General features: G+C 38.3%; 16 protein-coding genes and 2 pseudogenes. 9 read left to right on the top strand and 9 right to left on the bottom strand.

Going from position 1 to position 14058, the window contains the following annotated elements:
• Positions 1 to 163: 163 nt before the first annotated feature.
• Complete coding sequence (locus JCM13188_RS19325; protein WP_279401840.1) at positions 164 to 292, bottom strand: hypothetical protein; 129 nt, start codon at positions 290 to 292, stop codon at positions 164 to 166.
• Positions 293 to 426: 134 nt separating this feature from the next.
• Here JCM13188_RS19325 and JCM13188_RS13225 point away from each other — a divergent pair.
• Positions 427 to 1762: pseudogene (locus tag JCM13188_RS13225) on the top strand (short-chain fatty acid transporter).
• Positions 1763 to 1816: 54 nt separating this feature from the next.
• Here JCM13188_RS13225 and JCM13188_RS13220 read toward each other — a convergent pair.
• Positions 1817 to 2044 carry a hypothetical protein gene (locus tag JCM13188_RS13220; RefSeq protein WP_054754554.1) on the bottom strand — a complete coding sequence of 76 codons (228 nt, stop codon included), beginning with the start codon at positions 2042 to 2044 and terminating at the stop codon, positions 1817 to 1819.
• Between the two features lie 155 nt (positions 2045 to 2199).
• Positions 2200 to 3075, bottom strand: a complete 876-nt coding sequence (locus tag JCM13188_RS13215; RefSeq protein WP_054754553.1) for a DMT family transporter — start codon at positions 3073 to 3075, stop codon at positions 2200 to 2202.
• A 149-nt stretch (positions 3076 to 3224) separates the two neighbouring features.
• On the opposite strand from JCM13188_RS13215, the gene JCM13188_RS13210 reads away from it, so the two are divergent.
• Genes JCM13188_RS13210 through JCM13188_RS13200 form a run of 4 tightly spaced genes read left to right on the top strand, consistent with a single transcriptional unit; the run spans position 3225 to position 5041 of the window.
• Positions 3225 to 3497 carry an SDR family NAD(P)-dependent oxidoreductase gene (locus JCM13188_RS13210; protein WP_054754552.1) on the top strand — a complete coding sequence of 91 codons (273 nt, stop codon included), beginning with the start codon at positions 3225 to 3227 and terminating at the stop codon, positions 3495 to 3497.
• Positions 3457 to 4050: an SDR family oxidoreductase gene (locus tag JCM13188_RS13205; protein WP_279401839.1), complete on the top strand. Its 594-nt coding sequence runs from the start codon at positions 3457 to 3459 to the stop codon at positions 4048 to 4050. The genes JCM13188_RS13210 and JCM13188_RS13205 overlap by 41 nt, the downstream gene beginning before the upstream one ends.
• A gap of 58 nt (positions 4051 to 4108) precedes the next feature.
• Positions 4109 to 4267, top strand: a complete 159-nt coding sequence (locus JCM13188_RS19320; RefSeq protein ID WP_279401838.1) for a hypothetical protein — start codon at positions 4109 to 4111, stop codon at positions 4265 to 4267.
• 12 nt (positions 4268 to 4279) lie between these two features.
• Positions 4280 to 5041 carry a carbon-nitrogen family hydrolase gene (locus JCM13188_RS13200; protein WP_369405033.1) on the top strand — a complete coding sequence of 254 codons (762 nt, stop codon included), beginning with the start codon at positions 4280 to 4282 and terminating at the stop codon, positions 5039 to 5041.
• Between the two features lie 588 nt (positions 5042 to 5629).
• Here the strand turns inward: JCM13188_RS13200 and JCM13188_RS13185 are convergent.
• Complete coding sequence (locus tag JCM13188_RS13185) at positions 5630 to 6553, bottom strand: helix-turn-helix transcriptional regulator (protein ID WP_054754548.1); 924 nt, start codon at positions 6551 to 6553, stop codon at positions 5630 to 5632.
• Between the two features lie 254 nt (positions 6554 to 6807).
• Here JCM13188_RS13185 and JCM13188_RS13180 point away from each other — a divergent pair, with 254 nt between their 5' ends.
• From JCM13188_RS13180 to JCM13188_RS13160, 4 genes are all read left to right on the top strand, one after another.
• Entirely contained in the window at positions 6808 to 7116 is a 309-nt protein-coding gene (locus tag JCM13188_RS13180) for a hypothetical protein (protein WP_054754547.1), read from the top strand.
• 156 nt (positions 7117 to 7272) lie between these two features.
• Complete coding sequence (locus JCM13188_RS21265; RefSeq protein WP_369405039.1) at positions 7273 to 7497, top strand: DUF5819 family protein; 225 nt, start codon at positions 7273 to 7275, stop codon at positions 7495 to 7497.
• A gap of 583 nt (positions 7498 to 8080) precedes the next feature.
• Positions 8081 to 8803 carry an HTTM domain-containing protein gene (locus tag JCM13188_RS13165; protein WP_279401837.1) on the top strand — a complete coding sequence of 241 codons (723 nt, stop codon included), beginning with the start codon at positions 8081 to 8083 and terminating at the stop codon, positions 8801 to 8803.
• A 301-nt stretch (positions 8804 to 9104) separates the two neighbouring features.
• Positions 9105 to 9539, top strand: a complete 435-nt coding sequence (locus JCM13188_RS13160) for a thiol-disulfide oxidoreductase DCC family protein (RefSeq protein WP_054754543.1) — start codon at positions 9105 to 9107, stop codon at positions 9537 to 9539.
• A gap of 532 nt (positions 9540 to 10071) precedes the next feature.
• Here the strand turns inward: JCM13188_RS13160 and JCM13188_RS13155 are convergent.
• The 5 genes and pseudogenes from JCM13188_RS13155 to JCM13188_RS13135 form a co-directional block, all read right to left on the bottom strand.
• The gene (locus JCM13188_RS13155) at positions 10072 to 10695 is read right to left on the bottom strand and encodes an NERD domain-containing protein (protein ID WP_279401836.1); all 624 of its coding nucleotides are present in this window, start codon (positions 10693 to 10695) and stop codon (positions 10072 to 10074) included.
• Positions 10685 to 10891 carry a hypothetical protein gene (locus JCM13188_RS13150; protein ID WP_054754541.1) on the bottom strand — a complete coding sequence of 69 codons (207 nt, stop codon included), beginning with the start codon at positions 10889 to 10891 and terminating at the stop codon, positions 10685 to 10687. Before JCM13188_RS13150 ends, JCM13188_RS13155 begins: the two co-directional genes overlap by 11 nt.
• A gap of 119 nt (positions 10892 to 11010) precedes the next feature.
• Positions 11011 to 11874, bottom strand: coding sequence for a DUF1028 domain-containing protein (locus JCM13188_RS13145; RefSeq protein WP_054754540.1), 864 nt, complete (start codon positions 11872 to 11874; stop codon positions 11011 to 11013).
• Between the two features lie 234 nt (positions 11875 to 12108).
• Entirely contained in the window at positions 12109 to 13086 is a 978-nt protein-coding gene (locus JCM13188_RS13140) for an ABC transporter ATP-binding protein (RefSeq protein WP_054754539.1), read from the bottom strand.
• Positions 13058 to 14051 (bottom strand): annotated as a pseudogene (locus JCM13188_RS13135) (ABC transporter ATP-binding protein). The gene JCM13188_RS13140 and the pseudogene JCM13188_RS13135 overlap by 29 nt, the downstream one beginning before the upstream one ends.
• Positions 14052 to 14058: the final 7 nt, after the last annotated feature.

Here is a 14058-nt window from a genome sequence, read left to right as displayed (position 1 = left end):
AGCATGGTATAAATCGATTATATATTAAGGAAAAGTGACCTTTAAGTGGAAGGTCACTTTTTTTATATAAAAATTCAACCGATATTGGTGCGACCTTAACTGCAATAGAGACGTTCTCAATCGACATTGGGACGCGTCCAACAGCAATAGAAACGAGCTCTATCTACATTGGGATGACCTGAACTGCAATAGAAACGACCTCAACATACATTGGGAAGCCTCGAACCGTAATAGAAATGAGCTCAACCGCAATTGGGAAGCAATTTATATTAATAGTAATGAGTTTTAGCAAAATAGGACATCCCCTCTCAAATTATTCCGAAAAATACGAATAATCAATTGAAGACGCTCTTAAAATTAAATATAATGAGAAACAGGCTTTCCTTTGAAAGCGTTTTCTCAAATTACATCTAGGGAGGGGAATTTATGTTAAAGGGATTAACGTCTTTCTTTAATCGTATTGTCCAGCGCTATTTGCCGGACGCGTTTTTTATTCGCTATTATTTTAACGTTTATTGTGTACTTGCTTGGGATCCTGTTCACGAGCAGTGGGCCATCTCAAATGGTGGAGCATTGGGGAACTGGTTTCTGGGACCTCTTAGCCTTTGCCATGCAGATGTCGCTCATTGTTGTGACGGGGTATATTCTCGCAAACAGCCCGCCTGTTAAACGGTTTCTCGAGCGCATTAGTACGCTTGCGAACACGCCGGGTCAGGCGATTCTGCTTGTAACGATTGTTGCGTCGATTGCGTGCTTAATCAACTATGGTTTCGGACTTGTTGTTGGTGCTCTTCTTGCCTTGCACGTGGCAAAACGGATTCCATCAGTGGACTACCGTCTACTCATTGCCTCTGCTTACAGCGGGTTCCTATTATGCACGGCGGGATGTCTGGCTCGATTCCACTAACCATCGCAACAGACAACCACTTTTTAATGGACACGATTGGATCCATTCCAATTACGCAAACTTTATTTAGCGGCATGAATTTATTTATCGTGATTTTCTTACTGGTGACATTGCCGCTTATGAACTGGCTCATGAACCGTTCTAGTGATTATACAGGAACAATCGACCCAGAGTTTTTAAACGAACAAATGGTATCAACAGAGGTTGAAGAAGCAGCGACGAAAGATGAGGTCACGCCAGCTGAGCGTTTAGAAAACAGCATGATGGTCTCAATGCTAATAGGTCTACTAGGTCTCGTATTTATCTTATTCCATTTCGTAAACAACGGACTTGATATCAACATCAATATCGCGAACTTCACGATGCTATTCCTTGGCATTCTACTTCACAAAACGCCTCGCCGCTTCTTAAACGTGGTCAACGATGCGGTGAAAAAACGCGGGCGGGATCATCATTCAGTTCCCATTTTATGCCGGCATTATGGGCATGATGGTCGAGTCAGGTTTATCTGAACAAATGTCGATGTGGTTCGTTAGTATTTCAAACGAAGTCACATACCCACTATTCGCTTTTATTAGCGCCGGGATCGTGAACTTCTTCGTTCCATCCGGCGGCGGGCAGTGGGCCGTTCAAGCGCCAATTATGATTCCAGCGGCACTTGACCTCGGTGTCGACACGGCTAAAACCGCGATGGCCGTTGCGTGGGGTGACGCGTGGACGAACATGATCCAGCCGTTCTGGGCACTACCACTCCTTGCGATTGCTGGTCTTAAAGTTAAAGACATCATGGGATTCTGTATGGTCATATTACTTTGGAGCTTTATCCCAATTTCAGTTGCATTGTTACTCTTTTAAATGGCAAAAGACTTCCGGCACCCCTGCTGGAAGTCTTTTTTTTATTCGTAAACATTAAAGTTCAAGTTTTATATCAGCAAAATCTTCATAATTAACATCATTAGGAATTTTGTTTTCAACCATTAAATCTCGTAAAGAAGTTATTGTTAATGAAACATCTAAATCAAACAACTCTTCTTCATCATAGTCAGCCTTTAAGTAAGGAACATTTCGGATAATATACTTGGAGTCATTAATTTTCCACTGAACATCTTTAGTTAATACAGTTGGTTCATTTTCCACCGTGTGAACCTCCCTGTTTTTAATAAGCATAAGATCCACCGTAACAACAATTATTATATCACAATTTATGGTAAAATAATTTCCAGCTCCATATGAAATACACATTTTCAGCCGTTAATCCAACACAAATGTATATGATATCTAATGCTCTCTTTTTATATTCGCCAAAACACACCCGACAAAATAAGCGCCGAACCAACCACAACGCTCACCGTCAATACTTCTCCAAGCAAAAGCCAACCGAAAAATAGCCCGAAGACTGGTACTAACAGTGATGGCATGGTCGCGCCAATCATATCAAGATGCCCGAGCAACATAAACCAGATGGTAAAACAAAACGCACTTGCGAGAACGCCGGTAAATAGAACATAATAAACACTCTCAGGCGTCCACACAACTGGCTCCCCGCCTTCAGCGATCCAAGAAACGAGCGCAATTGCTATGGTCCCGAACAACATCTGATACGCATTCACTTGAAGCTTCGGCAAATCACTCAGTTTTAACCGGTAATACACATTCGACGCACCCCAAGATACGGCAGCTAAAATAATGAGCAGCTCACCAATAATCACATCTTTTGACTGCTGACTTAGCGCATCGGCCCCCATCACGATTAAAAGACCGACGATGCCAAGTCCGACGCCTCCCCACCTGAGCTTTGAAATCCGTTCACGAAGAAAAATTGCCGCAAGCAAACCGCTCCAAAGTGGCATCGAATATAATAAAAGCGACGATTTTCCAGCATCAATAAACTTGAGCGCATACATCACTAAAATAAAAACGACACTCGTCTGCAAAATGCCAACGACAATTAAGTGAGGTAATGCCGATCTCGGTGGCCGGCCAGCCCTAAGAAGCCAAACAATCAACAGCATCGCAGCCGCTCCTGTCACAAACCGCAAAGCTGAAAACGTAAACGGCCCCATGTATTGAAGCGCGTCTTTCATGAGGATCCACGAATAGCCCCACAAAATCGTCACGAGTAAAATCAGCATCCATTGAAACCATTTTTGCTTAAACCATTGTTCCATCATTAATGTCTCCTATGAATCTAGTTACTTAAATTATCACGCAATGTTATGAGTATATCAAACATGCAGCCAGTTTTCATTTGCCCCCTTCCTCCCCTACTCGTTATAATGATAAAAGCACTTCCATCACAATCACCGGGAGAGATTTTATGCGCGTTTTAATTACAGGTTCAACTGGCTTTCTAGGGGAAAAACTCGCTAGGAAACTCCTAGAAGAAGGCCATGAGTTATATTTAATTGTTCGCAGTCAGGCAAAAGCTGATATTTTGTTAGATCAGCTTTATTCATATAAAAATCGAATTACGTTTCTATCAGGGCATTTATCCGATAAAAATCTCGGGATGTCCGATGAAACAATACAAAGTCTAACCAATCAAATCGATGCTATTTACCACACGGCGGCACTTTTTAAGCTTCGATGAGTCTGAACGGGACAAACTATTTCACGTGAATGTCGATGGCACTCAAAATGTTCTTAAGTTCGCCGGGTTGATTAACATCAAGCGTTTCATCCACGTGAGCACGGCTTACACGCTAGGGACAAGAGACGTAGGAACGGAGACGCTCTACCCGGAGTGGCAATCATTCAGAAATTCTTATGAGGAAACAAAAGCCAAAGCTGAGCACCTCGTCATGTCTTATAAAGACCAATTCGACGTGCTCGTAATGAGACCGGCAATTATTATCGGCGATTCTAAAACAGGTGAAGCCAAGACGACGTTCGGACTTTACGGGATCATCCGTACGATACAGATTTTGAAGAAAAAATCTGCTCGTAAGCCTAGTGACCATCTATACAGACTCGTTCTTAACGAAAATTCGGTATCCAATCTAGTACCTGTTGACTACGTCGCGCAGGTACTTGTGCTAGGTCTCAAGCACGGAAAAACTGAGACAGTCTATAACATCACGAATCCAAATCCTCCAACGAACAAGATGACGTTCGATGCAATTGTAAAAAGCTTAAAACTTTGATCAAATAAAATTGATTCCAAACGAGGAAAAGCATCTATTAACACAAGAAGAAATCAACATGCATAAGCCAATCGAGGTGTTTAAGGAGTACTTGAATACGTCGGTGAGGTTTGAGGATCGCAATACTCAAAAGTTATTAACGGATCACGGCCATGAGCCATTGCAAATGGACCAGGCAATGTTAGAACGAATTGTGGAAGGATTTATCAACCGATAAGGGGGATTCGTGATGAAATTCTCAATCTATCAAATGGATATTATTCCAGGAAGTCCTGAACAAAATAGGCAAAGAGTGGCTGACTGGATTGAGCAAGATGTGAAGAACAATCAGCCCGACACGGTCGTGTTACCAGAAATGTGGACGACTGCCTATACATTACCTGAATTAGATGTCCTGGCCGATGTAGACGGGCATCCAACGATCCCATTTTTACAAGAACAAGCGAAAAAGCATCATATTAACATTATAGGCGGTTCGATCGCGAATAAAAAAGACGGTGGGATTTATAACACAGCTGTTGTCGTGAATCGTAAAGGTGAAGTCGTCTCGAAGTATGACAAGGCTCATTTAGTTCCGATGCTGAATGAGCATAAGTTCTTAACTGGCGGTCAGGTCGCACCAGAAGTATTTGAGCTCGACGGACTAAAATTTGGCCTCATCATTTGTTATGACCTTAGGTTTCCCGAACTCATCAGACCACTCGCACTAGAAGGTGCCCAGGTCCTTAGCGTCGTCGCTGAATGGCCATCTGCTCGCGTGAACCACTGGAGAACCCTGCAAATCGCACGGGCGATCGAGAACCAAATGTATGTCGTATCTAGCAATCGAATCGGAAGCTACGACGGAACTGAATTCGCCGGTCACTCAATCGCTGTTGACCCATGGGGAGACGTCCTAGCAGAAGGCAGCCTTGACCAAGAAGAAGTGTTAAGCCTGTCCCTGGATTTAGAAAAAAGTCGACCAAGTCCGAAAAGACGTGCCGATTTTTGATAGTAGGGTGCCGGATATATATAAATGACTTAGTGTTTCATAAAAAAGAGTTTATTGTCTTCTATAATAATCCTATTTTTAACCACTTAATAATATCTGCTATTCCAGAAGGGTCTGGCTCTTCGTTATTAGCTAATTTAATATCTTCCTTATCATAATTAGAGTTATTTTGTATTATGTCTGTAGATAAGGTAATCAATAAATAGAGAAACTTAATAATACAGATAATAATATTCTTTTCATAATACATTCTCCTATTCCGTATGAATTTTATTTAAAGTACTATTTGCCAACTCATAATAGTTTGCGGCTAATTTATACTTTCTCTGTTTATAATAGTAATTTGCTAATATTTTTTAAATACTGAAACGTTTCATAAAATAAATTTCTCTCGCTTAGAAAGGGAAGCACTTTTTTTATTGATTAATTCCTCAAATGAACTTCCCTCTCCTATAATTAGATATTTATATACTTCAAATTCATAGACGTAAATGGAATCTTGGGGGTCTAGATTCTTACATAGTTCTATCCCCTTTTTTAACCATCTTTCAGCTTTAAAAGTATCCCCAACATTATAGTATTCTTTCATTAAGCTAGATACTGGAATGATTTTTTAGTTATTGGGAAATTTCTTCTTGCTTTAAAACTATCTAAATAATAATAAATAGCATCTTCAGTAGCCCCTCTAATAGAATAGACTTTACCAATATTTTGTTTGCTAATAGCCATAATATTATCATCATCAATGTCATTAGCTATTTTAGCAGCTAATTGATAACTATCGATAGATTTATTTAACTCGTTAATCCTTTGATATGCTATTCCTAATAATATATGACATTCTGCACATCTTTTTAAATTATAGTTATTTTGATAATAAGTAAGTGCATTTGTTGCATTCTCTAATGAAAGGTATGATTTTCTTAATTTAGATGCATTTAAAGCAATCATATAAAAAAGGTCATATGTTTCCCTCTTAGTAACATCCCTAATATATATAGTAGCTTCTTGAAATAAGTTTAATGATTTATTATAAAATAGCTGGTCAAAGTAATAATACCCTGAGAATTTAAACCAGTAGTATATTTCTTTCCCTTCTAAATTTAATTGTTGCAGGTATTCATATTGTTTATTAGCTTCTTTTCGATTCTGAATGAGGATGAAATACCTTAGTTTATGTAATTCTACTAGGGTGATCAATGAAGTATTTGCGATGTTATCAATATTTTGAATAATTTTGTTATACGAATCTGTGGCTTTTTCTTTCATACCATAAAACAAGTGTTCAAACCAAGTATGACATAGTGTTTGTAGGTGATCAATTTCGGTTGCGTCTGGGTTAATTTTTAACTTTTGACAAAGTAGTAACACTATTTCTCTAGGTGGGGCTATTTTCCCGGTTTCTATTTTGGAAAGATAAGATTCTGAAATAATTCCTTCTGCTAGTTTTGATTGTGTTATTTTAGATTTTGTTCTAAAGTATTTTATTTTTTCCCCTATATGAACTCGCATTAATTCACCTCCAAGTAACATTATAAATAAACGAAAATCGTTTCACAATATAAATATTCCATAAAATTCCTTATTTTTCAAGTTTTCCTTCTTTAACTCATTTTTGATACTGTTTAGAGCTAATATAAGAAAAATTTCATAAAACGATATATTTATAGCAATTTTATATTACAACTTAATACCTAATTAATTTTTAAAAACAGACAATTCCAAATTTTATGTTACTATCTATATTGAAAAAGGAGGTGATTATTGTGAAAAAACGAAAGACTATTATTACGGTGTTTGTTTTCCTACTTGTCGTTGGTCCAGTTTTTGCTTCTGCAAGTACAGACACAGATTATCAGACCACACAAAAACCTGATTCCGTCTCACTCGAAAATGAAGTCACTCCTGATTATAGGGTAGCAGCATGGGTAGCAGGTACGGTTGCCGGATGGGCTATGGGGAAAGTTTATGATTACATGTGGGAAAACGTAAGCTACTCAGCTCCATCTCACTTATGTGTATCCCTTCCACCGGAGATAAACGGACAAGATATTGAAGAAGCTTTTAGTCGATAATTGTCAAATTCAAACACTCTTCTATACATTTTTTAGTCATAGAAGAGTGTAATATCCTTTTTAATTTGGTGATGATATGCAAAATAAAAATAAATCTTTTATAATTTGGATTACTTTTTGAGTTTAATATTAATAGTACATTTTTCAATCACTATTATGTACAATGCACCTGCTAACCCGATTTCATATAATTATAACCAAGTCCTTCAATCATATATGAATCCTATATTCAAACAAAATTGGAGGCTATTTGCCCCGAATCCAGTTAGTACAGATAATAAAATTTTGGTAAAGGGTTACTATCATGATAGTCGTAATGTAGAAAAAGAATCTGAATGGATTGATGTAAGTAATGCACTTATTACAAAAATTGCACAATAACAGAATAACCCCCATTACGTCTTGCAGTTGCACAGGCAACAACTAGCTCAGTTGAAGTAACAAACAAATACCAAAAGATCAAGAAGAATATAAACAGTTAATTGAAGATGCTAGTAAAGGAAAAGGTGAATATCCATTGGAGATGCGATTTTTGTTAAATATTTCTTCTGAAGCTTTATATAGTAAATATAAAATGAATTTTGATGAAGTAAAAATTAGAATTCAGATTAATGAATTCCCAGATTACTTTAACTACATATCTGGAGATAATTTAAAACATAACGAATATTATATAGAGCTCCCACGATTACCTTATAATCAGGTAGAAAAACTTTAAATATTGGGGAAATTAAAATGAAAAAAATATTACGTATTTTATTTAATTTTTCGAAAAAGAACAGCATCTTATAGGTGCAAGTATAGTTAGGGTAGGATTAGGTTCAATTGTAACCATTTTTATTTACTTCACATTTTCCAAAAGGATTATTATTGGGGACCAAACGGGGTTTACCCACATGCAGAATTTATCTCAGATATAACACAAGCTAATTCTTTTTCTTTATATCAACTTTCAGTATCTAACGTGTATTTCAATATTTTATTCTATTCAGGAATAGTTATTGCCTTACTTTTTACATTAGGTGTTCATACTCGTATTACTGGAGTACTAAACTTTATATTTGTTTGGTCATTATATGAAAGAAATCCCTTCGTACTTGATGGTGGTAACAATATACTTATAATTTGTCTATTCTTTTTAATGTTTGCAAATGTAGGAGCTTACTTCACCTTATTTAAAACTAAAAGAAATAAAAACAGATATATAGCAGCACTACATAATACAAGTATAATAGCGTGTATTATACAGGTAGCCATTTTATACTCTTTTTCAGGTATATTTAAAGCTCAAGGAGATATGTGGTTTAACGGAGTTGCTTTGTATTATATTTTACAAGTAAGTGAGTTTACTTTACCTGGTATAGCCGAATATATTTATAGTAATCCTATTATGCTTACAATAGGAACATATTCAACTGTTATTTTTCAAATAGCTTTTCCCTTTTTAATTCTTAATAAAACAACCAAATGGGTTATGATTTCTATCCTGGTTATGTTCCATTTAGGGATAGCTATAGTCATGGGACTTGTCTCGTTTGGATTAACAATGATCTGTTTAGACTTACTATTATTTAATGACAAGTTTTACAAAAGAAATTACTTTAGATATCGTAAATTCCGAAGAAAAATTACTAACAAAAGAACGATAAAACAATTCTCGATAAAGCTTCTTAATAAATCGAGATAATAAAATAATTTGTTTTAATATCTAATCATTACTAGTTGTAATTTCCACTATAATAATAATAATCAAAAACAATTAGGAGGGGAAAAATTGGAAATTTTACTTTTATTATATTTGCATTTTTAACGGTTGTTTTCTTTATAGGAATTGTAAATGCCAAAAAGAACAAGAAACCAGTTTGGGTCTTTAGTTTTATTTGCATTAGCAGCAACAGGTTTTTTATGGTGGACAATTAAATCTCTTATTAATGTAATTAATTAAGCTTTTCAGCTTTCTAATGGTAATTTTTCGATGCTAGTTGGTAATGAGAAAAGAAAAATTAATAAGCAAAAGTGGTGATGATCCTGTGAGACAAATAGTAGTATTATATGATGGTTGGTGTCCTTTTTGTAAAGAAAGCATCAAACGTTTCAAACGATTGGATTGGTTTAAGCGCATAGAGTTTCTATCGTTTAGAGATAGTGAGTATGTTGATATATTTAATCTAGATATCCAAAAGCTTGAAAATCGTATTCACTCTATTAAAAGTCACTCTCATGAAATAGAAGATGGAATTTACTGTATTAATCGTATTTGTAAAAACACCCCTCTTCTCTGGTTAATGGTTCCTTTTTTAACACTTGCTTCATTTATTGGTTTAGGTCAGAAAACTTATGATTGGATTGCAAGAAGAAGAACTATTATTCCTACAGGACAATGCGATAGTTCTACTTGCGAAATGCCATTAGAAGATAATTAGGTGTGTACAGATAGTTAAGAACTCTAACTCATTTTTGTTCATAATTATCATAAATCAATTTAGTGTAAATTGATCGCAAGTTTAAATGATTTGTTCATATTTTCACTAAAACTGTATACCACATAAGTTTAAATGATTGCGTGCCAAAATTTGTTTGTTGCTTTTGCGCACTAGCGCAAAAGCTTTATTTTCCCTAGATTAAAAGTTCTTAAGATACGCATCTCATTCATCTTGGCCCATCAAATTACCACTCCTAAGCGCTTCACCTGTTTGGAGGAGTTTCCATTATCTCTATGACTGTTTCAATTGTCAGCATGACTTAACAAATTTTCTTCAAACCGTGATCAGAATACAATAAATAATTACAATTCAGGATCATTTAATTATAATTTAAATGTAGCCCGATTGTTGAAAACTACTACCAATATATAAAACACTTTTAAGTACATTCTTTTTTCTACTATGTTAAAAATATAAAATATTTCCACCCTAGTCTATGAACAGATCTCTAAAATGAAGTCAAGGGCTCCCCCTACGACACCTTCCCCGTATACCGACACTTCGGATAATTACTACACCCATAAAACGAACCATACTTCCCTTTCTTTTGAGACAACTTGCCACCGCATTTTGGGCAGAGGTTTTGTTTAATCTGCTCTTTTTCCTTGAACACTTTTACTTTTTGCTTAGTTTTAATATCAGCCACATGCTTTTTCATAACTTGTCTCTTTTCTTTTCGATCATGGATGATTAAACCTTCAAGGGCATGATTAATTTCCGCTAATTCAGTTCGGCCAATTCTCGGTAATTTTCGTTCACTAATAGCTCCCACTAATTGCGGGATTTGAATGACTCTCGCAGATTTAAAATCATCCTTAAACTTTAATGTTGAATCCTGCGTAAAAACAATAATAGAGTATAGATAGTTCATATCTTCTTTACTGAGAAACTGTTTTAACGATTGGACGTGCCCGTAATTTTGCCAGATTGGATTGTACAGCTTTTCTTTTCTCTTATATATGGTTTGAGTCCAGTATCTCTGATGCTCTTTCCCAAAAATCCAGCCCTGATAATGCTTCGTTTCAATCACAAAGATCCCATAAGGCGAGGTCACCACGTGGTCAATTTGCGTCGTGCATCCCTCTTTATTCGGCACATAAAATGTGATACTGGTCGCCTAATTTAATCAGTTCCTTATTAACGTACCGCTCACCAACTGCCCCTTTAATCGCTGGAAACTTAACTTTAAGTATAATTAATCCAACAACTCCTAAAAATAGGACTAGTGCTGGTGCTAATAAAAATAGAATAGGTAAAATGATAATAATAGCTATTGCGATTCCCTTTTTCATTCGTACTTCCCCCTTAAAAAGACACTCTACTTTTATTTTCGGATAAATTTCCATTTTTTACAGAAAAAATGGCACCCGTCATGAAACAGGTGCCACTTTTCATCTATTTATAGGGGGTATTAATGGTTTCCTACTATATAATAGTAGAGTTCCAAGTCAATCTTACCTGGTTCTTGCTCGCGTTCTTCAAAATTCTCCGTGTGAATGTAATTACGGAACGCTTCATCAAAGTCTCCGCCTTCTTCTAAGTAACCTAATTCTGCTAGTTTTTTAGATAATGCGAACTTTTTCTCATCATCCAACTCAACAATATTCTCTTCCTTTGGCTTATTAAAATAAAGCTGATGTAAGCGATAGATTCGTTCAAGCTCGTCAATCGGCATTTCGTGCTCATCCACGCGTAAGTCTAGGTAACGGTCGTTGTACCCGCCATAGCCGCCTTTTTCTTTAACGATATAAATCGCAGCTGACTGCATCCCACGCTTGTCACCGCCTGCTTTTTGTGCCGCATGAAGACAAGAGAGTAACCGTTCAGCTAAGGGCTGGCCCTCTGTTGTTTCGAACGTCTCTGCCATCGCCGTCACGGTATCTTCTCCAACTAAGATGTTACCCTGAGCCGCATAGTTCTTCCCTGCTTTTCCGCCAGCCCAATCATAGCAGCCCTCGCCAGTGAACGTAGCTGAGTTACCTTTGAAGTCCACGATCCCAACTTGGCGCATCGCCGCATCTGGGTCATTTTTGGTTAACGTGTCCAGAGCTTCTTGAGCCGTCTTGCCTTCTCTAAGTAGGGCTAGACCATCAGGACCGAACGCCGTGTTCGCGAGTGACTGAGTCGCCACTGCTCCCACATTCGCCTCTGCCCACGGGACAACCGCCCCTACTCCAAGGAACTTAGACTGCGTCGCGACACCTAATTCACCAGTATTTGGATCAAATCCGACGATTGAAAACGTCGCAACGAGGTTGTTTGGAGTTTTTGCCATAGTAAAACCTCCTTTTATCTATTTATTCGTTTCAATTGTCTGTATCTCCTGGTCAATTGTTCGCATCCGTCACTTAAGTGTCCGCATTTTCATGTGAACTGTTCGTATCTACGATCAAAGTGTCCGCATTTTCACGTGATCTGTCCGTATCTGCGTTCAAAGTGTTCGTATTTCCACGAAAACTGTCCGCATATGAGCCTCATCTGTTCACATTTCGATGAATCGCCCCTCTACTCACCCTCGCTCATGGCAAGCAACATAGTGATTCGGTGTGACCTCGCGCCACTCAGGCTTGACCTCTTTACAAACCTCGGTGGCGATAGGGCAACGAGTGTGGAATGGGCAGCCTGTTGGTGGATCGCTCGGGCTAGGCAAATCGCCCTTCAGCTGGATCTTCTCGCGTTCCTTACCTGGTATAGGTCTTGGAATCGCAGACAGTAGCGCCCTTGTATATGGATGAATCGGATTACTAAACAGTTCATCAACCGGCGCCCATTCGACCATGTTTCCAAGGTACATCACCAAGACTTTATTACAGAAGTGGCGTACGACGCCCAAGTCGTGCGAGATAAATAGATAAGTTAAATCATATTCATCCTGCAGTTCTTTTAATAGTTTAATAACCTGCGCCTGCACAGACACGTCGAGGGCTGATACCGCTTCATCGCAAACGATCATCTCAGGGTTCAGCGCAATGGCCCTCGCGATTCCAATTCTCTGCCGCTGCCCGCCGCTGAACTGGTGAGGATATTTATAATAATGCGTCTCATCCAGCCCGACTTCATGCAAGAGCTTAACCACCTTCTCCATTCGCTCTTCTTTAGATAAATCGGTATGAATCACGAACGGTTCTTCAAGCGTATCGCCTACACGCTGTCTCGGGTCTAGCGATGCAAATGGATCCTGAAAAATCATCTGCATATCGTGCTTAAATTTCTTAAGCTTTCGTTCACTTAAATCCGTAATGTTTTCACCTTTAAACCAAATCTCACCACTCGTTGGTTCCTCTAGTCTTAAAATGGTTCTGCCAAGTGTCGACTTTCCGCAGCCCGACTCTCCGACAATCCCGACTGAGTCACCCTCGTTCACGTCAATCGATATATCATTAACGGCGTACACATGATTCTGCACGCGCTTAAGCAATCCGCCTCGTACAGGAAAGTGTTTATTTAGTTGGTCGAGTTTAAGAATAGTTTGCTGTTCGCTCATCATGTGATCCCTCCTGTAACCAGCATCTGACTGAATGGCCTTCTGATACGGCAAAACTTGGTGGTGATTGACTTCGGCATTTTTCGGTCGCAAATTCGCAGCGATCAAAGAATCGGCAGCCGACTATTTCTTCTTTTAAACTAGGCAGTGAACCCGCAATCGGTTCTAAGTTATGGTCGGCATCATCAACATTAGGCACGGACTTAAGCAAGCCTTTCGTATAAGGGTGTTTTGGATGGTTAAAAATCGTCTCGACGTCGCCTTCTTCGATTTTCTCACCAGCGTACATGACCATGACGCGATCAGCGACTTCGGCAACCACACCCATATCGTGAGTGATCATCACCACGCCCATGTTGAGCTCTTCTTTTAAATCATCGATTAAATCTAGAATCTGCGACTGAATCGTCACATCTAAAGCTGTCGTCGGTTCGTCCGCAATCAAAAGCTTCGGATTACAAGCGAGCGCAATCGCAATCATCACGCGCTGCCTCATCCCGCCGCTTAGTTCATGTGGAAACTGATTCATCCGCTTCTCGGGTGATGGAATGCCCACTTGTTTTAACAGCTCGATCCCCTTCTGAGTCGCCTCTTTTTTGACAATCCTAAGTGAATCTTAAGTGGCTCACGAATCTGAAAACCTACCGTAAAAACAGGATTTAATGCCGTCATCGGTTCCTGGAAAATCATCGAGATGTCATTTCCGCGAATTTGCCTCATCTCATCCTGCGATAAACCTGTTAACTCTTTCCGTCAAATTGAATCGAGCCATTGTCAATTTGACCATTAGGTAAAAGCTGCATCACTGATAATGATGTTATACTTTTACCGCAACCAGATTCACCGACGATACATAAAGTCTCGCCTTGTTCGACTGAAAAAGATACCCCTCGAACAGCTGTTAGATTTCCATCAGCTGTTCGAAAAGAAGTTACTAGATTGTTGACGTCTAATAAGTGTTCTGTCATACGATCC

This window comes from Piscibacillus salipiscarius JCM 13188 (genome assembly GCF_001311865.1).
GTDB lineage: Bacteria > Bacillota > Bacilli > Bacillales > Alkalibacillaceae > Piscibacillus > Piscibacillus salipiscarius.
This window is presented reverse-complemented; position numbering and strand designations above follow the sequence as displayed.

Bases quoted from the DNA above. Each gene is read 5' to 3' on its own strand.
- JCM13188_RS13215 (WP_054754553.1), bottom strand. From the start codon at position 3,075: ATGGAACAATGGTTTAAGCAAAAATGGTTTCAATGGATGCTGATTTTA.
- JCM13188_RS13210 (WP_054754552.1), top strand. From the start codon at position 3,225: ATGCGCGTTTTAATTACAGGTTCAACTGGCTTTCTAGGGGAAAAACTC.
- JCM13188_RS13205 (WP_279401839.1), top strand. From the start codon at position 3,457: ATGCTATTTACCACACGGCGGCACTTTTTAAGCTTCGATGAGTCTGAA.
- JCM13188_RS19320 (WP_279401838.1), top strand. From the start codon at position 4,109: ATGCATAAGCCAATCGAGGTGTTTAAGGAGTACTTGAATACGTCGGTG.
- JCM13188_RS13200 (WP_369405033.1), top strand. From the start codon at position 4,280: ATGAAATTCTCAATCTATCAAATGGATATTATTCCAGGAAGTCCTGAA.
- JCM13188_RS13185 (WP_054754548.1), bottom strand. From the start codon at position 6,553: ATGCGAGTTCATATAGGGGAAAAAATAAAATACTTTAGAACAAAATCT.
- JCM13188_RS21265 (WP_369405039.1), top strand. From the start codon at position 7,273: ATGTACAATGCACCTGCTAACCCGATTTCATATAATTATAACCAAGTC.
- JCM13188_RS13160 (WP_054754543.1), top strand. From the start codon at position 9,105: ATGAGAAAAGAAAAATTAATAAGCAAAAGTGGTGATGATCCTGTGAGA.
- JCM13188_RS13150 (WP_054754541.1), bottom strand. From the start codon at position 10,891: ATGAAAAAGGGAATCGCAATAGCTATTATTATCATTTTACCTATTCTA.
- JCM13188_RS13145 (WP_054754540.1), bottom strand. From the start codon at position 11,874: ATGGCAAAAACTCCAAACAACCTCGTTGCGACGTTTTCAATCGTCGGA.
- JCM13188_RS13140 (WP_054754539.1), bottom strand. From the start codon at position 13,086: ATGATGAGCGAACAGCAAACTATTCTTAAACTCGACCAACTAAATAAA.